At 53.8% G+C, this 18687-nt stretch carries 15 protein-coding genes, 1 tRNA gene and 1 other annotated feature; of the genes, 8 read left to right on the top strand and 8 right to left on the bottom strand.

Features of this window, described 5'->3' with window-relative positions:
• Positions 1-311 precede the first annotated feature (311 nt).
• The 3 genes from FPY71_RS07045 (at position 312) to FPY71_RS07035 (ending at position 2248) form a co-directional block, all read left to right on the top strand.
• Positions 312-1352, top strand: a complete 1041-nt coding sequence (locus FPY71_RS07045) for a tyrosine-type recombinase/integrase (RefSeq protein ID WP_149299097.1) — start codon at positions 312-314, stop codon at positions 1350-1352.
• Positions 1317-1431: transfer RNA gene (locus FPY71_RS07040), tRNA-OTHER, on the top strand. The genes FPY71_RS07045 and FPY71_RS07040 overlap by 36 nt, the downstream gene beginning before the upstream one ends.
• Positions 1432-1963: 532 nt before the next feature.
• Positions 1964-2248: an LITAF-like zinc ribbon domain-containing protein gene (locus FPY71_RS07035; RefSeq protein ID WP_149299095.1), complete on the top strand. Its 285-nt coding sequence runs from the start codon at positions 1964-1966 to the stop codon at positions 2246-2248.
• A gap of 35 nt (positions 2249-2283) precedes the next feature.
• Here FPY71_RS07035 and FPY71_RS18570 read toward each other — a convergent pair whose 3' ends face one another.
• Together FPY71_RS18570 and FPY71_RS07025 are read right to left on the bottom strand one after the other, a co-directional pair.
• Positions 2284-2610 (bottom strand): hypothetical protein, encoded by a 327-nt coding sequence (locus FPY71_RS18570; protein WP_210246252.1) that lies wholly within the window; start codon positions 2608-2610, stop codon positions 2284-2286.
• 383 nt (positions 2611-2993) lie between these two features.
• Positions 2994-4220 (bottom strand): GGDEF domain-containing protein, encoded by a 1227-nt coding sequence (locus FPY71_RS07025; protein ID WP_149299093.1) that lies wholly within the window; start codon positions 4218-4220, stop codon positions 2994-2996.
• 323 nt (positions 4221-4543) lie between these two features.
• On the opposite strand from FPY71_RS07025, the gene FPY71_RS07020 reads away from it, so the two are divergent.
• From FPY71_RS07020 to FPY71_RS07005, 4 genes are all read left to right on the top strand, one after another.
• Positions 4544-5911: a DUF1254 domain-containing protein gene (locus tag FPY71_RS07020; protein ID WP_149299091.1), complete on the top strand. Its 1368-nt coding sequence runs from the start codon at positions 4544-4546 to the stop codon at positions 5909-5911.
• Positions 5912-6024: 113 nt separating this feature from the next.
• A complete protein-coding gene (locus FPY71_RS07015) occupies positions 6025-7431 on the top strand; it encodes a DUF1254 domain-containing protein (RefSeq protein WP_246160186.1) in 1407 nt (468 codons plus the stop codon).
• A 155-nt stretch (positions 7432-7586) separates the two neighbouring features.
• Positions 7587-7642 (top strand) — a sequence feature (sul1 is cis-regulatory element that is thought to sense ions involved in sulfur or methionine metabolism; They are found in Alphaproteobacteria).
• Positions 7643-7709: 67 nt separating this feature from the next.
• Complete coding sequence (locus tag FPY71_RS07010; RefSeq protein WP_149299089.1) at positions 7710-9194, top strand: SulP family inorganic anion transporter; 1485 nt, start codon at positions 7710-7712, stop codon at positions 9192-9194.
• Between the two features lie 237 nt (positions 9195-9431).
• Positions 9432-10496 carry a DNA topoisomerase IB gene (locus FPY71_RS07005; RefSeq protein ID WP_149299087.1) on the top strand — a complete coding sequence of 355 codons (1065 nt, stop codon included), beginning with the start codon at positions 9432-9434 and terminating at the stop codon, positions 10494-10496.
• Positions 10497-10502: 6 nt separating this feature from the next.
• On the opposite strand, the gene FPY71_RS07000 is transcribed toward FPY71_RS07005, so the two are convergent.
• From FPY71_RS07000 to FPY71_RS06975, 6 genes are all read right to left on the bottom strand, one after another.
• Positions 10503-12005 carry a PQQ-dependent sugar dehydrogenase gene (locus FPY71_RS07000; RefSeq protein ID WP_149299086.1) on the bottom strand — a complete coding sequence of 501 codons (1503 nt, stop codon included), beginning with the start codon at positions 12003-12005 and terminating at the stop codon, positions 10503-10505.
• A complete protein-coding gene (locus tag FPY71_RS06995; protein WP_149299084.1) occupies positions 11998-12420 on the bottom strand; it encodes a DUF2231 domain-containing protein in 423 nt (140 codons plus the stop codon). Before FPY71_RS06995 ends, FPY71_RS07000 begins: the two co-directional genes overlap by 8 nt.
• A gap of 111 nt (positions 12421-12531) precedes the next feature.
• Complete coding sequence (locus tag FPY71_RS06990; protein ID WP_246160185.1) at positions 12532-12822, bottom strand: SemiSWEET family sugar transporter; 291 nt, start codon at positions 12820-12822, stop codon at positions 12532-12534.
• A 20-nt stretch (positions 12823-12842) separates the two neighbouring features.
• The gene (locus FPY71_RS06985; RefSeq protein ID WP_149299080.1) at positions 12843-15125 is read right to left on the bottom strand and encodes an FdhF/YdeP family oxidoreductase; all 2283 of its coding nucleotides are present in this window, start codon (positions 15123-15125) and stop codon (positions 12843-12845) included.
• A gap of 98 nt (positions 15126-15223) precedes the next feature.
• Entirely contained in the window at positions 15224-17041 is a 1818-nt protein-coding gene (locus FPY71_RS06980; RefSeq protein ID WP_246160184.1) for a PAS domain-containing sensor histidine kinase, read from the bottom strand.
• Between the two features lie 159 nt (positions 17042-17200).
• Positions 17201-17860 carry a winged helix-turn-helix transcriptional regulator gene (locus FPY71_RS06975; RefSeq protein WP_149299078.1) on the bottom strand — a complete coding sequence of 220 codons (660 nt, stop codon included), beginning with the start codon at positions 17858-17860 and terminating at the stop codon, positions 17201-17203.
• Positions 17861-17947: 87 nt separating this feature from the next.
• Between FPY71_RS06975 and FPY71_RS18650 the strand changes: the two genes are divergently transcribed.
• The gene (locus tag FPY71_RS18650) at positions 17948-18676 is read left to right on the top strand and encodes a DUF1428 domain-containing protein (RefSeq protein WP_149299076.1); all 729 of its coding nucleotides are present in this window, start codon (positions 17948-17950) and stop codon (positions 18674-18676) included.
• Positions 18677-18687 lie beyond the last annotated feature (11 nt).

The following is an 18687-nucleotide window of genomic DNA, read 5'->3' as shown; positions in this document are numbered from 1 at the left end:
AACGATGACCATCCTTGAATTCATCTTCTCATCGTTCTGGACGTTTGCCGGAACAGTTATGTTGATTTTGTGCATTGGGCATGCGGCTTCGGTGATCGCACTGGCAATGCGAGGGAAAGGAGGGTGAGCATGAGCGCGCAGCTTGAACGCGTAATTTCTCCTGCCGCTGCTGTGGAAAAGCTGTTGATGGCGGGTGTCCGTATTTCCGAGCGCGCTTTGAGGCGAAAAGCAAGGGAGATCGGGGCGTACAGAGAGGTTGGGAGAGAGATGTTTTTTCTTCCGGAAGACCTCGACAGAATAATGGAGCCAAAATGCTCGAACTTAAAAAACGTCCGAAAAGCCCGTACTGGTATGCCCGCGGCACGGTCGGCGGTCGCAGGGTTGAAATCAGCACAAAATGCGAAAAGCTTGCCGACGCTAAAGCCTCGCTCCCCGGCATCATCGCGGAGTTATGCGCCGATACGTATGATCAACAAGCCGAGTTAACGTTCATTCAGGCGCTGGATCTGTATGAGAGGCAACATCCGAACGCGCGTTTTCTGAAACCTGTTCGACGGCATTTTGCTGACAAACTGGTATCGGAAGTGACGAACGCAGAAATGCGCCGAGCAGCAAATGCGCTCTACCCCGGTAGGTCACCAGCGACAATCCGACGGCAATTATACACGCCTGTGAAGGCCATTCTGAACTGCGCCGCAGAGGATGACCTATGTGTCGCCCCTCGCATCAAATCTCCAACTGGCGATAGGAAAAGAACAGTGTTTACTACCCCAGCTCAAGCCGATGCCATCATTATTTCGATCAGCAAAAACGCGAACGCTTTTCTTCCTGCGCTCGTGACAATGCTCTTCGGTCAGGGCTGCCGAACCGGTGAAGCACTTTCTCTGGATTCTCGTGACGTATCACTCGACCACAAGTACGCAATTCTTCGAAACACAAAGAATGGCGAGGAGCGCAGGATTTCGTTAATTCCCCGCGTTATCGCCGCGCTATCCACGCTGCCCACAGTCGGTGTGGATGGGCCTCTTTTCAGGCGTCACGATGGGATGGGTTTTTCAATGCGAAATGCTGGTGGTGGTCAGATAGCCAAACCATTTGCACAGGCTGTGAAGGATGCGGGGCTGGACGAGAACACGATAACCCCGCACGTCTGCCGTCACACCTGGGCGACATGGTTTTACGCTCAGACCAAGGATGTTCGAAGGTTGCAAGATGAAGGCGGCTGGAAGTCGGGAGAGTGGCAGCGATACACCAAGCTTGGCACACCGTCCCTTGCATTGGACGCGTTGAATTCTGGATGGGATTTTCGAGAACTGGGGGAGAATTGGGGGAATGAGGCCCTGAGAGCCTGAGAAATAGGGATTTTCTCTCCCCTGCTAAGGGAGTATACCGGTGACGGTATCGTGGGTTCGAATCCCATCCTCTCCGCCATTTCAGGCCTTTAAGCAGGCTTTCCCCCACCACTACCTCTGTATTAAGAGTGCCGAGCGAAGCAGAATTTGCAGGAACATGCGCACTGAGGTGGGGAAATTTGTAAAAGCTAAAAACAGCGCCCATTTAAATTTAATTGGGCGCTTTCCTGGAAGCGCTTGGAAAGCCTTCGCTTTGTCCAATGAGATTAGTCTTTGACACTCATAATTGTCACTGCCGTGGCGTCGTGCGCCCATAGAACATAGGTAGTGAAGGCTGGGTGAGGCCTAGGAGGTTCACTGCGGAAATAGAACCCGGATGTGTCCGTCTCCTCACACGACGGGCGGTAGCTAACATGCGCGCCAGTTTTAAAGCCGAAGACCGTGATTTCGTCTGCCTAAGTACCAACGCGACAACCATACATCCTTTCAATTTAAACCTCACATTCTTATGAATGTTTAAATTTCATATCATTGGCACTCATAAGCACGCGACCACTAGACAATTCATCTATATGATGTTTCTTTCCTGCCAATAATTGTAGGAGCATTCAGTGGGCGTTAGAAAAGAGCAAATGTATTGCAGGCATGAGGACAAGATTGTTCTCGCGGAACGCAACACCCCCAACCACATACTCCATTTATTGCTAACAGTTTTCACATTCGGGCTCTGGCTAATTCCATGGTTTTTGATGAGCCAAACGTCTCGCGCCCATTTCTGCCCAAGCTGCGGACGTCAAGCAGATGGCATGTGGCTCTATCGCAAGATGGAGAAGAAACGCAAAACCGAAGCGTTCAAGCAGAAGATGGAAGACGCTCGCAATCGCCAGGCCGGGTAGACAGGATGGGGCTTGGCACCCCGATCAGGCAGCCTTCACGTTATCATTCGCAGCAACATTTCTGGCTGCAGGGTTGAGCGATAATCCTCTCCTGCACCCATGCTGTATGGAATCACCGTTGCGGATCTGCCCGATAACCAACCTCGGCCTGCGGCGTAAGCATCTGGCGCGGCTGACGTCTCATGTAGCGCTACGTACATCAGGCCAGATTTGCGACCCTGATCGCTGTGCAGCTGGCCGATATGCGCATAAGCATATTTGGTCCGTCGTATATCCACCGGAGAGCTGAACCAGTTGGGCAGCAAATCTTCAGCAATTTGCAGATCGTAATCTGCGCCAGTTCCCTCCCGCCAGGAGAGCATGCCGAAATGGTTGCTCCGCGCGTAATCACCGTCATGTCAACTTTGCCAACAATAGGCGTCGATGGCCCGGGCTTTTCGAGGCAAAGCGAAGGCACTGGCCATAGAGCTAAGCCGTTTGGTTTAGCAGTAACGGCAGCCGGCTTGGATGCAGGTCTGATAGCGCCTCACGTCTGTCGCCACACTTAGGCAACTTGGTTCCACGCTCAAACCAAGGATTTGCAAATTCCATAAGGTGAAGGAGAATGGAATCTCGCGAGTGGCAGAGATGCACCAAACTTGGAACCCCGGCATTTGCATTTCATGCCGTGAATTTCGGGTGGGATTTTCGAGAATGGGCAGAATGAAGCGCGGTGATCCTGAGAAATAACGATCTTCTCCCCCTATTAAGGGAGCAAACTGGTGACGGTATCGTGGGTTCGAATCTCATCCTCTGGGCCATTCACGGTTTGCGACAATCCAGCTATACCGCTGAAAATCCGGTCTCGCCCGCTGTCCTTCGCGGCATATAAAAGACGGTCTGTGCGGCTGAACAACACTTCGTAAGGCTCACCCTTCAGTCTTTCAGAAATGCCAAAGCTGGCTGTAACTGAGAAAACCTCACCTCTGGATTTAAACTCCGTCTGGTTCAGGCGTTTGCGCAAATCACCCACGCGCTTTCGCGCTTCAGACAAACTCAACCCTGGGAACAAAATAGCAAACTCTTCGCCGCCGACACGCCCGCAGATGTCAACAGAGCGCAGATGCGATCGCAAAATCTCGCTGAACTCTCGCAGAACCGTGTCTCCGGCCGTATGACCGAAGCGATCATTAACAGATTTAAAGTGGTCGAGGTCACACAACACCATAGATGCAGGACCAGCAGCGAGCATCAGCGCGCCCTTGGCATTATCCTCAAACCCCCGGCGGTTCAAAAGGCCGGTCAACGATTCCGTATTGGCCAGAATGGCCAGCTCTTCCCGCAAATGGTCGATGGTCATCACTGCCAGGCCAAAATTAAGCAGAAGGCCACACATGACAGCGCCGACCATTGTCAGAGCCGCAAGCGCAAACCAATCGGGCACCGGACCTGACCCTGCAAGAATAACGATGTTCATCACCACCACGATGACGTGGCTGGTGAGGCCGATGAACAGACCTGCACAACCGATAAGTGCACCGATTGAGCGGCCTCTTGTTTTCAGAAAAAGCCGCAACAGAGCAACCTGCGGAACGATTTGCCCGGCTGCATATAAAATTGCGAGATGCTCTTTGTTGTCGAAGAGAATTACGGTCAGAAGTGAACAAAGTGCGCTTGCGCCAACGGCAGTCTTTATACGCAGATCACGACCGTAAAAGCCTCTCACTCCGGACCAAAGCAACCAGAACCCGAACACGATAAGGCCAAATGCAAGTGAGGCGACCGGGGCGGCAAGGTTGCCGATTTGAAACGGCAACAAAAGACCGCCGGCAGCCTGCGCTATGCAACCGACAAACCAGACGCGCGCTGAAATGAAGCTGCGATGCTGCCAGCAGACAGCCCCCCAAACCGCACTGAGAGCGATGCCGATCACAGCGATCATGACGTAAATTGTCAGAAAATCCAACCTGGGAAGCACATCGAGAAAGCTCATCGGGTCTTCGAACGTCCGGCCGTTTCAAACAAAAAGCCCCGAGCGGTCATAGCGCAGGTGCTCTCTCAGAATTTGCACTATCAAGCGCCATTACCAGCCGACCCATAGAGAAATTGCGGTGAGTGCCCGATGAATTCATTCACTAACTTGATTACTCTAGCTATTGGGTTTTTTTTGTGGCCCGTCCTAACAACGCATTTCGGCCGCTCAGAGTTGCCGTAGCTGAGAAATTCAATCTAGCTATCAAACATCTTTCGATTAATGTCTAAAGCATATAATCAGGTACATTAGAACCTGTAGTTGTGTCGTGCGGAGGATGTTGAATGAAACGCCGCAGTTTTTTGTCGATGGCTGTAACTGCTGTCGTACTGCCTGTTTTGCCTGCTCTTGCGCAGCAGGACATTCAGGCGCAAATCCGTGAGGGATACATCTACACCTACCCGATGGTGAAGAATTATCTGACGATGTATCAGTATGCCCTGGAACCGGGTGGCGCCCAATATAAAGGCCCGCTCAACAGCTTGGTCAGCATTGCAAGGGTCTACACGCCTGAGGACACGGCAATCATCACGCCGAATTCCGATACTCCATACTCCTTCATCGTTTTTGATCTGCGCGCCGAGCCAGTGGTGGTTACCATGCCGGCGATTGAAGATGACCGCTATTACTCCCTGCAGCTGGTTGATCTCTATACAAACAATGTCGACTATCCGGGTACACGGCTGGATGGCAATAAAGGTGGCGATTTCCTCATCACAGGCCCGGGCTGGGACGGTGTTGTTCCTCAGGGCATCAAACGGGTGATCGAAATGCCCACCGAGCTCGGTATTGGCATTGTGCGTACGCAGCTTTTCTCTCCTGACGATTTGAATGAGGTCAAGAAAATACAAGAGGGATACAGGGCACAGCTTCTGTCCGAATATGCCGGGACCGAAGCTCCGCCCGCGCCGAAAGCCGTTGACTGGCCACCAATATCGGAAGAATTGATGGCGTCAAACTACTGGCAACTGGCCGCATTCCTCCTGCAGTTTGCACCGCCATATGAAGGCGATGAAGCGCAACGGGAAATCCTGACCAATTTGGGCGTTGTCGCCGGCGAAGACTGGCCGCCTCAAAAACTGCCTGCGGACACGGTCTCGCAGATGAAAGCAGGCGCTGTAACGACGTATGACGAGATCAGAAACACTGCCGCGCAGATTGTGGATTCCTCAAAGGCATTCGGTTCCCCTGAGCAGATGAAGGGACAGTATATGGTCCGCGCCTCTGCCGCGCAGGGTGGCATATATGGCAACAGCCTGGAGGAAGCGCTCTATGTCATGTACGTCTTTAATGACGATCGAACTCTGTTGGATGCAACCCGCGACAGATACAGTCTATCCTTTGATGCGAACATGCTCCCACCGGTGGACGCATTCTGGTCAATAACCATGTACGATCAACCCAGCCAATTTCTGGTTGCCAATGAGATGGATCGTTACCTGATAAATTCATCCATGCTTTCTGGTTTGAAGAAGGATGATACGGGCCGGATCACCTTGTATCTCCAGCATGAAAGCCCGGGTCCCGAACTAGAGTCCAACTGGCTTCCCGCTCCGGCCGGCAAATTCTACGCTGTTATGCGGCTATATCTGCCGAAGGCTGATGCCCGCGACGGACGTTGGGTACCACCAAAAATTGTGCGGCGGGGCTGAACTGAATTCTTAGCAAACCTGCGGGGACCTGTCGAAGAACAGATGCGTGGGTCGTCATGAATTTCCACACGCCACAAAGCGTGGCCGTCAGTGGAACCATAAGGGGGCAATCGGTGAGATTTCGCAGCACACTTTTCACTCTGATGATGCTTTCAGCCTGTTTGCTGGCATCACCGAAGGCCAATTCTGGGCAACCTGATGCGACAGTTGAAGAAACGCGGGAAATCGCTCGTGATGCCTATGTTTACGGTGTGCCGATCGTCACTAGCTACGCTACAATGTACGCTTTCTCGGTGGACAGGAACAATTCCCAATATAAGGGACCGTTCAACTCACTCCTGAACATTGCACGCGTTTTCACCCCTGAAGACACCGCCTTTGTTACCCCGAACTCCGACACGCCCTATACCTTTATCGGGCTGGATCTGCGTGCAGAGCCAATCGTTCTAACGGTGCCGGCTATCGAAAAAGAGCGCTATTTTGTGTTCCAGATGATGGATATTTACACATTCAATTTCGATTATCTGGGCACTCGGGCAACGGGAAATTCTGGTGGCAACTATCTGTTTGCCGGACCGGATTGGGACGGGGAAATGCCAGATGGCATTGAGAGGGTGTTCAAGGCCGAAACGTCGTTCGTGAACATTGTGGGCCGCACGCAGCTTTTCAATCCCGCCGATCTGGACAATGTCATTGCCATTCAGAAAAAGTATCAGATTCGTCCGCTTTCTGAATTTTTGCAGACGCCCACCCCACCAGCGGCACCTGTTATTGACTGGGTGAAGCCTGTTAACCCATCGCCTCAAGAGCTGTCACCCGAGTTTTTCAACGTTCTTGCATTTGCACTTCAGTTCGCGGAGCCGGTGCACCCCACAGAAACTGACCTACGAAAACGTTTTGAACGGATTGGTATCGTGGCGGGCGAGCCGTTCGATTTCGCACAGCTTTCGCCAGAACTGCAGGATGCGTTGAAAGCCGGAATGGCGGATGGTCAGAAACAGATTGATGAGAGACGAGAGAGCCTCGGCGGCAATGTCGACGACCTTTTTGGCACCCGATCGTTCTTGGAAAATGATTATATACGGCGCGCCGTCGGCACTCAGGTCGGCATCGGCGCCAATTCCAAAGAAGAGGCAATTTACCCGCTTTATGAAAAGGATTCTGACAATCAGCGACTGGACGGTTCTACCGGCCAGTACCGCTTACGCTTTGCAGGAGGCGAATTTCCACCGGTGAATGCGTTCTGGTCGCTTACCATGTACAAGCTGCCGGAACAGTTTCTGGTCGCCAACGCGATCGACCGCTATCTGATCAATTCGCCGATGCTGCCTGAGCTGAAAAAGGATGCCGACGGCGGAGTCACGATCTACATTCAAGCGGAGTCGCCCGGAGCAGATCTACAAAGCAACTGGCTGCCTGCACCCGAGGGTCCGTTTATGCTGGCTTTGCGTTATTATCTGCCACAGGCTTCGCTCATTGATGGCACCTGGAAATCACCCCTCGTTGAACGCGTCCGATAAACCCGCAGGCAAAACCTCGCAACATCCCCTGCGCCGCTCATTTCAAGTGTTTTTGTGAGCCATCCGCCATTTGCATAGACGGTCGATCAACACTTTTGGCACACTCGCTTCAGCTTGCAAGCAGTGAGCGGTTGTGGCAATGGCACTCTATCAACCCTGGACCCGGTGCAATTCCGGGTGGCTCTTCCGGCCGCCGATCCGCCGGACACTCAAATTAAAACCCATACAGAATAAGCTCGGCACACTTCTGCTGGCCGCGTGGGTTGTATTGTGAGTCAATGTTTCCAACTGAATACCTGCGTCGCAACTGGTTCTCCAATGTCCGTGCCGATATCCTGGCCGGTATTGTTGTCGCACTGGCCCTTATTCCCGAAGCCATTGGCTTTTCCATCATTGCGGGTGTTGATCCACGCGTCGGGCTCTATGCCTCTGTGGTCATTGCCATTGTCATTTCCTTTGCCGGCGGCAGACCAGCGATGATCTCTGCGGCAACGGCGGCAACCGCCGTGCTGTTTGGCACTTTGGTGCGTGAGCATGGTCTGCAATATCTTCTGGCAGCAACCATTCTTGCCGGGGTGATCCAGATCGCTGCTGGCTATTTGCGCGTCGGCTATGTCATGCGGTTCATCTCGCGTTCGGTGATGACAGGCTTCGTCAACGCACTCGCCATTCTGATCTTCATGGCACAATTGCCCGAGTTGATCGGAGTGACGTGGCAGACATATGTGCTGATTGCCGCTGGCCTTGCCATCATCTACCTGTTTCCCAAATTGACCAAGGCTGTGCCGTCGCCTCTTATCTGCATTCTGCTGCTGACCGGATTGTCAATTGCGTTCGGCATAGACGTGCGCACTGTTGCGGATCTTGGCGAGTTGCCGGATGCGCTGCCAGTGCTGCTGTTTCCAGACATTCCGTTGAATCTGGAAACGCTTTGGATCATTTTGCCAACATCTGTCGCTGTTGCCGCTGTGGGCCTCCTGGAAAGCCTGCTGACAGCTTCCATTGTCGATCAGATGACGGATACAACCAGCGACAAAAATCGTGAAAGCATTGGTCAGGGCATCGCCAATATCGCCAGTGGTTTTTTCGGCGGCATGGCGGGCTGCGCGATGATCGGCCAGTCCGGCATCAATGTCAGGTCGGGCGGACGCACGCGCTTGTCCACATTCACTGCCGGGGCTTTCCTCCTGTTTCTGTTGATGGTGTTGGGGGATATTGTGGGGCTGATCGCCATGCCAGCGCTCGTTGCCATCATGATCATGGTATCAATCGGCACATTCCGCTGGTCGTCATTGGCCGACCTTGGTCACCACCCTCGCCGTTCCAGCATCGTCATGCTTGCAACGGTGATCACCATGGTTTTCACGCACAATCTGGCGCTCGGCGTTGGCATAGGCGTTCTGTTGTCCGGAGTGTTTTTTGCATGGAAGGTCGCGCAGATCTTTCGGGTTGGTTCGAGCCTTTCGAGCGACGGCACACAGCGCCATTACCGCGTTGAGGGGCAAATTTTCTTCGCTTCAGCCGATGAGTTTCTGGCCGCGTCCAATTTTACCGAGCCGCTGCAGAAGGTCATTATCGATGTCAGCCAATCACATATCTGGGATTTGACCGGCGTAAACGCCATCGATCAGGCAGTGTTGAAATTTCGAAAAACGGGCGTGGACGTTGAGCTGATCGGCATGAATGATGCAAGTGCAACAATCATGGACAAGCTCGCCGTGCATGACCGCCCTGACGCCATGCAAAAGGTTCTGGGACACTGATCGGCTGTTATGCCGCATCAGTGCCCTGGTACACCAGGCTGGCAGTTGAGGGATCGTAGATGTAATTGGTAATTGTGCCGTCCTTGATCTTCTCAACTGCGTCATCAGAAAAGAATAGCGGTTGTGCCGAACGACTTCGGCGCCCGGCCTTCGATTTCAGGATTTTTCAATGCGCCGGGAACGCCATTCCAGCTCCACCGTTTGAATAGGCTGACTTTCTTTGAAAAGGCGCTGGACATGGACGTCATTGAGCTCCCAAGAGTGCGGGCCGCCGCAACAGTATCAGCGCAGGAGGCTGAGCTTGTTTACGTCAATGACAGTGAAGCGGGATTTACCCGGCGAAAATCCGGAACAGGTTTTGCCTATTACGACAGCGATGGAAAGCGCGTTTCTGATAAGGTAACCGTGGCTCGCCTGAAGGCGCTGGTTATTCCGCCCGCATGGCAGGATGTCTGGATGTGCATCGACACCACCGGACATATCCAGGCAACCGGACGGGACCAGAAAGGCCGCAAGCAATACCGTTATCATCCATCCTGGACCCAATGCCGAGATGCAGCCAAATTCTCCAGCCTTGCGGCTTTTTCCAATGAGCTGCCCAAACTGCGTCAGCAGGTGGATGCCGACCTCAGGCGGCATGGCTTGCCGCGAGAGCGGGTGATTGCCTCGGTAATATGGCTCTTGGACAACACGCTTATCCGCATTGGAAATGATACCTACCGCCGCGAAAACGCCAGTTTTGGCCTGACAACGCTTCGCAATCGCCATCTGGAAATTGAAGGATCCGCCTTGCGCTTTGCGTTTAAAGGCAAATCCGGCAAGCAGTGGAACCTGAAACTCTCAGATCGTCGCATTGCAAATGTCGTGCGGGCCATTCAGGATCTGCCCGGGCAAAATCTGTTTCAATATATTGATACAGACGGTTCACGCCGCAAAATCAATTCGCATGATGTGAATGAGTATATTCAACAGGCTATCGGACCTGCCTTCAGTTCAAAACATTTCAGAACATGGGGCGCCACTGTGTTGGCCACTTTGGCTTTTGCGCAAGAACCGCTTCCCGAAACCAAGCGGGGTCAGACCATTGCCCTCAATGCAGTGATTGATCATGTGGCAGCCCAGTTGCGAAATACACGCAGTGTGTGCCGTCGTTGCTATGTGCACCCGGATGCGGTGAATGCCTGGCTGGATGACACGCTGCACGACAAAATCAAGGGCATTCGTTCCCGACTGAAATCGGTGCCCGATGGCCTCGATCCTGACGAGGCCATCGTAAGACGCTGGTTGAACAGCGCGAAGTAGGAAAGGCTACTCCGCCTCTTGCGGCGGGGCGGCACCATCCTCCGGTGATATTGCAGGCGCAATGTCCGTCTGTGGCGGTTCCACTGGAGATACACCATCAGCGGCAGGCCCTGCAGGTTGCGTTACCTGCCCCTGCCCCACAGTATCCTGCACAACCCTGTCTGTTGAAAATGGTTCAGGCGTAACAGTTCCATCTGCCGCCGCCACACGCCAGACTGTATTTCCTGCATCATCGGCAATCAGCAGCGCACCTGTACCGTCCATCGCCAAACCTACAGGACGGCCACGGGCTTCATCGCTCTCCAGAAATCCGGTCACAACATCCTGGGCTTCGCCAGCGGGCTTTCCATCAACGAACGGTATGTAGAGAACCTTGTAGCCGTTGAACGTGTTGCGGTTCCAGCTTCCGCGATTGCCCACAAACGCGCCTTGCGCAAATTCTTCCGGCATTGCGGAATCATTCGTAAAAGCCAGACCCAATGCGGCCACGTGGCTGGACAAGGCATAGTCAGGCGCAATGGCCGTTTCCACAAGATCAGGTCGCGGCGGGTAAACCCGCTCATCCACATGCTGGCCGAAATAGCTCCATGGCCAGCCATAGAATCCGTTTTCCTGCACTGATGTCAGGTAGTCAGGCACAAGGTTTGGTCCCAGCTCGTCCCGCTCGTTGACAACGGTCCAGAGTTCGCCCGTTTCAGGATGAATGTTCAATCCATTCGGGTTGCGCAATCCTGAAGCAAACACCTTGGCTGCGCCGGTTTCACGGTCTACCTGCCAGATTGCGGCCCTGCCCTTTTCCGCCTCAAGTCCTCTTTCGCCCGCATTGGAATTGGAGCCAACAGAAGCGTAGAGAAAGCGGCCATCCGGGCTGAGAGCCAGATCTTTGGTCCAATGGTGATTGATAGGGCCACCGGGCAGAGGTGCCAATATTGTCGGCTCTGCCGTGATTTCAGTTGCGCCCAGTTCATAGGGATAGGAAAGGATGGCGTCGGCTGCTGCAACATAAAGTGTGCCATCATGCCAGGCGATGCCAAATGGAGAGGTCAGTCCGGTCAATAGATCCACGCGTTCATCAACCACGCCATTGCGATCGGTATCGCGCAACAGTGTAACGAGATTGGTTTCCTTCTCGTTGCCGCCGTCCCCGGCCGCCATGGCCATGATCCAGTCACGCACCACATCCTTCGGGCGGTTGAGCGGCTTGCCGGGTGGCGCTTTGGACTGCACCACCAGAACATCGCCATTGGGCAGAGTGTGAACAGTGCGAGGATTGGCAAGATCGGTAGCGTAAGGTGCAATGACCAGCCCTTCCGGAACGGTCGGGGTCTGCCCCTCCTGCCAGCCGACAACTTCAGCCACTTTCAGGTCGGGAAGCAAACTCTGCGAGGGTGCTGGAAGCACCGGGTCCGGCCCAATCTGCTGACGTATATCAAAATTGTCGGAATCGCTGCATCCGACAACAACAAATGAGGCACCTGCCAGAAGCGCGGCAACGTTGAGCTTACGCATAATGGCCTCCAATCCGGCCGAAAAGGCCAGCTGCGCACATGGCGACAGCCGTGAGAATGGATAGTGCCAGCCCATAAGGAATAACGGCCGTAATGCCGTCGGCCGTGTGAACAAAATTGTTGACCAGCGCGAGCAGCAGAACAGCCGCACCGGCTATGTAATACGCTGCCTTATGGCGCGTTCCGCCAGTGAAAGCTTCCAGAACACGCACCAGCGCAGCCAATACTCCGAAAATAATACCGGCAAAGAGCAGCCATTCGGAAAAATGCAACCAAAGAAGATTTGCGGTCTGCCAATAGGCGACATCGGTGACGATGGTCAGGCTGAAGGCGGCAATTGGGAAGGCCGATATAATTCGATACGCTGAACCGGCGAAAGTTGGCGGCGCATATTTTACGTAAGGGTAGCTGCTCATTGATGATTGCCCTGAAGTTTGTTCACTATCCGGTACGACCGGTGGGCCAAATGGTTCCAAATTTGTTGGGCACCTTGAAGCAATCGTGAATAAGCGCGGGTGGGCAAAAGACTATTTGTCCGGGTCAAGCTTTGCCGAAACCGCTTCCCGCTTACGCCTCGGCAGCCATTTCATCGTCAAAATGAATCCGGAAAGAAAGAAACAGACGACATTCGTCAGAATGATTGGCCATTCCATACGCAGGAATCCAAAAGCCGACCAGAGTGCAAAGCCAATGACTGTGACGGTGTACATCCGTTTGGAAATGGCTTCGGTATCGCCCGTTTTGATAATCTTCCACGCCTGCGGCACGAAGCTTGTCATCGAGCAGACAGATGCGAGGTAACCTATGATCAAAGCCATATCCATCTTTCAGCTCTTGCTCATGAAGCTTCAATTTTGACGGGAACGGATTTTGCTGCCGGAGTTTTGCTTTCATCGGCAAACTGCCAGAGCGGTATCAACGCATTGCATTCCGGATAATAGCCGGCAAGCGTTCCCTCCGGAATGTCGTAATCTATGAGCTGCAAGCCATCCACGCTTCTGGCGATCCCGTCATCCACCGCAGCGCAAAGCCGCACAGAGGCGTCTTTCGCAATTCCCAAACGCTGCCTGTCATTGGCATTGATCATCAGGACCATTCGAGATGCATGAATGCCACGAAGCCTGTCGGCCATGCCATAAATGGTGGTGTTGAACTGGTCATTCGAGCGCAGGGTCATCAGCCGAAGAACATCCGGCTCGTCACCCGCATCGAAGCTGGCATGCAGCGCCCTTGGCAGCTTGAAATTCGCTTTTCCGGTATCAGTTTCCCAAACCCGCTCGCGAGCGGGAATCTGCCTTGGGAAACCGCCCGGCACATTCAACCTGTTGTTAAAATTCACAAAGTCCCCAGGAAATATCGCTGCAATTTCATCTCGGACAAGCGCGTAATTCCCAGCCCATTCTGACCAGGGTACTTTTGGGTTGGCCTTCAATGCAGCCATGGCAAGCCGCGCCACAATTTGTGGCTCTGAAAGCAGATGCTCGCTTGCCGGCTTGTGCACCCCGTGTGAGGCGTGAATGCAGGTTGTGGAATCCTCAATCGTCACAATTTGAGGCCCCGAGGCCTGAACATCAATTTCAGGCCGCACAAGTGTCGGCAATATGTAGGATGCATGGCCGGTTACAAGATGAGAGCGGTTAAGCTTGGTTGCAACTTGCACCGAAAGATCCAGCCCGCGCCATGCTGCTTCCATCAATTCGGTTTCCGGCACAGCGCGAACAAAATTGCCGCCCAGGCCAATGAACCCGCTGATTTTTCCGTTCAGAATTTCCTCGCAAGCCTCGACTGTGTTGAGGCCATCTTTGCGTGGCGGCGCAAATTGATACCGTTCCGCCATTGCGTCCAGCGGCACAAGCTCCGCTTTTTCCGATATTCCGACAGTGCGCTGGCCCTGCACATTGGAATGCCCGCGTACGGGGCAGATGCCAGCACCCGGCCTGCCGATGTTGCCGCGCATCAGCAGAAGGTTGATCAGCATCTGCACATTGTCGACGCCCAGCCTGTGCTGGGTCAGGCCCATGCCGTAAATGGCGATCACTGATCTGGCATTGGCATATGTCAGCGCGGCTTCCTCCAACGCGCCGCGGGTCAGGCCAGCTGCCTGGGCAATTTCATGCCAGTCGGTGCCGCGAACCTGCTGCTCAAACTCATCAAATCCATGCGTGTGTGCTTCTATGAAATCCACATCCAGAACGCGCTCGCAACCGGCCCGCTTCGATTCATCATCGAACGCAAACAAGGCTTTAGCCATTCCCATCATCACGGCAATATCGCCACCGGCACGCGGTTGATAATATTGCGTTGCAATCTGTGTAGGAGAATTGGTCAGCATCTGACCAACACGCTGCGGACTGATGAAAGATTCCCACCCTCGCTCGCGAAGCGGATTAAAAACCACGATTGGTACGTCGCGTTCGCGAACTTCCTGAAGACTGTGCAAAAGACGCGGGGCATTTGTTCCAACATTCTGCCCGAACGAAAGAATGCAATCGGTGTGGGCAAAATGCTCCAGCAACACGGTGCCAACCGGTGTGCCGATGCTCTGCGGCAGGGCTACCGAAGTTGTTTCGTGGCACATGTTGGAGCTGTCCGGCAGATTGTTGTTGCCATACAGGCGCGCCAGCAATTGATACATAAACGATGTTTCCAGACTGGCGCGTCCGGACATGTAAAACACGACACTTTCCGGAGTGTATGATTGCAGCCTGGCACCAATATCTGCAAAGGCCGCGTCCCAGGAAACCTCGACATATTTGTCGGTGGCCCGGTCGTATCGCATCGGGTGCGTGAGGCGACCCTGATTTTCCAGGTCAAAATCCGACCAACCCAGCAACTCCGACACGGTATGGCGGGCAAAAAACTCTGGTCCCGTGCGGTTTGACGTCAAGTCCCAGAAAGTCGCCTTTGCGCCATTTTCGCAAAACTCTGCCATATGGGGTTTGCCAGGTTTGGCCCAGGCACAACTTGTGCACATGTAACCACCGGTCTTGTTGTGGTCGCGCACCAGCGCGGGCAGAGTGGACAAAGCCTTTTGTTCGGTGGAATGCTTGACGAGAGATTTGACCGAACCCCATCCGCCGGTCGGCTGATCATAGGGTGTAAATGTTGCTCGATCAGACATCAGCGTTCTCCGGACTGGCTTCAGGAATCTAATGTTGCCTTGCCAGTAAGGTTCCCGCTGTTTTGCAGTTGCGGGACCGGACATCCGATCTAGAAGCTTCAGCTATCCCAGGAAATTTCCAGAGGAGCGGTCACAGCAAATTCAAGACCTTCGCGATTATGGGAGACGGTCACGTCACCACGCAACTCGGCCGCCAGCACATTTTGAATAAGCTTGGAGCCAAACCCCTGCCGGGTCGGTGGAAACACTTCCGGCCCGCCGCTTTCCTTCCACCAGAAATGCAGGATCGGGTCTGCATATTCTGCAATCGACCATTCGATTGAAACGCGGCCGCTCGATGCGGATAAAGCACCGTATTTGGCTGCATTGGTGGCAAGTTCATGCAGGGCCAGTGACAAGGCAAGCGCAGCCCTTGGCGACAATCGAACGTTGGGCCCGGAAATTTCAAACTGGTCAGCATCATAAGGTGCTGTTGCCTGGCGAATAACCGCCCAGAGGTCCGCGCCATCCCAAGTTTCACTGTGCAGAAGATCATGAGCCTTGGTCATGGCCATTATGCGGCCATTGAACGCCTGAATGGAAGCGGCAACATCGGAACTGCCGCTGAATGTCTGCCGGGCAATTGCCTGCACGGTTGCAAAAATGTTTTTAACCCGGTGCTGCATTTCCTGCGCAATAACACGCTGCAAACGTTCAGCATGCTTACGCTCGGTAACATCGCGCGCAATTATCGATGCCCCTGTGACCACTCCATGTTCGTCTTTGATTGGCGAAACGGTCAATGCAACGTCGACTATGGTGTTGTCTTTTCGCACCCTCTGCGTATCGAAAGGTGCGAGAAATTCGTCGCGTCGCATGCAATCGATCGTATCCGCTTCCTCGCCACTGCGGTCCGCGGGCACCAGAATGCTGAGTTTCTGGCCAATCACCTCTTCTGCATCGTAGCCATAAAGCTTTTCTGCTCCAGTGTTCCAACTGGTGATGATCATCTCAAGGTCGGTCGCCAGAATGGCTTCCTGCGATGATGAAATGATTGAAGCCAGACGCCGCCCTTCATCCTCGGCACGCTTTCGATCGCTGATATCCGCAACAACAGCAAGCGCCTTCTCAGGAACGCCCTGCTCGTCGCGGATAAGCCCGACAGAGTTTCCGACCCAGACCAGCGATCCATCTTTGCGGACGTAGCGCTTTTCAATGAAAAAATCGCCTTCCCCATCAATTAGCCGGCTGAACAATATCTGGTTTTCATGCAAATCGGCATCATAGGTGATGTCCTGCATGTTCATTTGCAGCAACTCCGCCTCTGAATAGCCGACAATCTCACAGAAGCGCCGGTTCACCAGGGTCATTTGCCCTGTAAGATCGGCAACGGCGATGCCGCCAGAGGCTTGAGAAATGATTGCTGCCAACTGCTGCTCATTTTCTTCCAGAGCTGCCTGAGCCAGCACCCATTCTGTCGTTTCATTGACAAGGCAGAGCACGCCTTGAATGGCGCCCGCTTCATCACGAACGGCCGAATAGGACAGATCAAAATAAACAGTTTCAGGATAGCCGTGACGTTCGGTGTAAAACGGACGGCCCTTGCAGGAAAACGTCTCTCCAGTTTCACGCACCTTTTCAAGCAAGGGGCCAAGATCATCATTCCACCGTTCCGACCAGTTTTCCCGGGCGGGGCGGCCCAATGCACCAGGGTGCTTGACGCCAATTGTCGGTCCATAAGCGTCATTGTAAAATGTGACGAACTCCGGTCCCCAGAATAGAACGATCCGGGAATGAGCGGGCAAAATCATGTCCACCGCGAAGCGAAGTGAAGCTGGCCAGCCAGCCGGCGGCCCGACTGGTGATTTGCTCCAGTCGACCTCCTGAATGAGCTTAGCCAACTCTCCTTCGCCGGGGCCGGAACGCGAGTTGATCAAGCTGGCTACTCCACACGCTTACATGTCAGATGAACATCTGAAAACTATACCTTTTGTAAGTGTCATAGGTGCTGCCTCGCTCATTGGAAACCATTATCGCCAGTGATTGACGAAATGTCGCAGCAGCTGGAACCAGAAATGGCGAAGAGGCGGAAAAATTCAGGCAGGCTGCGGCAGTAACTGGAACAGATCCAGAAATGTTTGCGCGGCGGCAATATCGCCCTCAACCCCGACAGTGCCCTGTGCCATTTGCAACGACAGTGGAACGGGGCCGTAAACTGCGGCTGCCATGCCATTTCCACTGCTTTTCAAAACAAATGGAGCTTTTGGACGGGCAACAGCAACCGTAACCAGTTGATGATCAACTATGCTAGCCTCGAAAGCTTCCTTGCCGAAGGCGAAGCCTGCAAGATACTGACCTTCCTGAACGCGCTGGCGCTGCAGATTCACACCCATGGAGATCATCAACGCCGTGGGGCTGATGAAACGAGACGGGTCATGCCCGGGAATGGTCAATGCCCACCGGCATAGCGCTTCCAGAACCGGCAACAGGCCGCGCCCGGCTTCGCTGAGGGAATAGACGCCCAGACGCTCATCATGCTCCACAACGCCCGCCTTCTGCAGTTGCACAAGTCTCGCGGTCAGCACCCCGGCGGTAATTCCCGGCAAACCATGCCGCAGCATCTGGAAGCGCTTGGGCACAAACGTCAATTCTCGCACAACCAGCAGTGCCCAGCGGTCACCAATCTGGTTCAGTGCGTGAACTGCCAGACATCCCTCGTCATAGCGCAGGCGCATATCGTCACTTTTTCTCGTCATATTTTCGTACTATCGGTTTCTTTTTAGGACTACAAGGTTCACATTGCCAAAAACGATTCACAGGGAAAATCGGGAGAGGAAATAACCATGACCTATTACACCGGGACTATAGCCGCGGTGCCAACAGACAACCGGCAAAAATTCATCGAGCATACGCAGGCCGCGTGGAAGTTGTTTCAAACCTACGGCGCCCAGCGGATGGTTGAAAACTGGGGTGTGGATGTTCAAAAAGGCAAAGTGAACGATCTGTATGGTGCGGTGAACGCCAAAGACGGAGAGAGCATTATCTTCTCGTGGATTGAGTGGCCCAGCAAATCTGCTGCGGATGCCGCGTGGAAGAAAATGGAAACCGACCCGGCCATGCAGCAAATGCCTGAAATGCCGTTTGATGGAAGCCGGATGATCTTTGGCGGTTTCGAACCGGTTCTGGCGGAAGGCACAGACAAAGGCGTTGGCTATGTTCAGGGTTTCGCGCTGGCGGTGCCGGAAAAAAACAAGGCGGCATACACCGATATGGCCAAAAACGCCTGGGAAACGATGTTCCGGCCACACGGATGCACCGGCATAGTTGAGGCGTGGGGAACGGATGTTCCGCATGGCAAACAGACAGACTTCTATCGGGCCAGTCTGGCGGAAGACGGCGAAGTGCCAGTTTTCAGCTGGTGCGCATGGCCGGACAAAGCCACCTGTGAGGCCGCAGCCAAGGCTATGGAAGCCGATATGCAGGGCCAGGAATTTCCTGAAATGCCATTTGATGGAATGCGAATGATGTGGGGCGGTTTCGAACCGGTTTTTGACTCGGCAAAAGCCGTTTAAGCCTCATTCGT

Source organism: Aureimonas fodinaquatilis (assembly GCF_008369445.1).
Taxonomy (GTDB): Bacteria; Pseudomonadota; Alphaproteobacteria; order Rhizobiales; family Rhizobiaceae; genus Aureimonas; species Aureimonas fodinaquatilis.
Note: the sequence above shows the minus strand (reverse complement) of the source record. Positions and strands in the feature narration are given on the sequence as shown.

What these genes read in the sequence shown, in the direction of transcription:
- FPY71_RS07045 (WP_149299097.1), top strand. Translation starts at nt 312, where the DNA reads ATGCTCGAACTTAAAAAACGTCCGAAAAGCCCGTACTGGTATGCCCGC.
- FPY71_RS18570 (WP_210246252.1), bottom strand. Translation starts at nt 2,610, where the DNA reads ATGCTCTCCTGGCGGGAGGGAACTGGCGCAGATTACGATCTGCAAATT.
- FPY71_RS07025 (WP_149299093.1), bottom strand. Translation starts at nt 4,220, where the DNA reads ATGAGCTTTCTCGATGTGCTTCCCAGGTTGGATTTTCTGACAATTTAC.
- FPY71_RS07020 (WP_149299091.1), top strand. Translation starts at nt 4,544, where the DNA reads ATGAAACGCCGCAGTTTTTTGTCGATGGCTGTAACTGCTGTCGTACTG.
- FPY71_RS07010 (WP_149299089.1), top strand. Translation starts at nt 7,710, where the DNA reads ATGTTTCCAACTGAATACCTGCGTCGCAACTGGTTCTCCAATGTCCGT.
- FPY71_RS07005 (WP_149299087.1), top strand. Translation starts at nt 9,432, where the DNA reads ATGGACGTCATTGAGCTCCCAAGAGTGCGGGCCGCCGCAACAGTATCA.
- FPY71_RS07000 (WP_149299086.1), bottom strand. Translation starts at nt 12,005, where the DNA reads ATGCGTAAGCTCAACGTTGCCGCGCTTCTGGCAGGTGCCTCATTTGTT.
- FPY71_RS06995 (WP_149299084.1), bottom strand. Translation starts at nt 12,420, where the DNA reads ATGAGCAGCTACCCTTACGTAAAATATGCGCCGCCAACTTTCGCCGGT.
- FPY71_RS06990 (WP_246160185.1), bottom strand. Translation starts at nt 12,822, where the DNA reads ATGGCTTTGATCATAGGTTACCTCGCATCTGTCTGCTCGATGACAAGC.
- FPY71_RS06985 (WP_149299080.1), bottom strand. Translation starts at nt 15,125, where the DNA reads ATGTCTGATCGAGCAACATTTACACCCTATGATCAGCCGACCGGCGGA.
- FPY71_RS06975 (WP_149299078.1), bottom strand. Translation starts at nt 17,860, where the DNA reads ATGACGAGAAAAAGTGACGATATGCGCCTGCGCTATGACGAGGGATGT.
- FPY71_RS18650 (WP_149299076.1), top strand. Translation starts at nt 17,948, where the DNA reads ATGACCTATTACACCGGGACTATAGCCGCGGTGCCAACAGACAACCGG.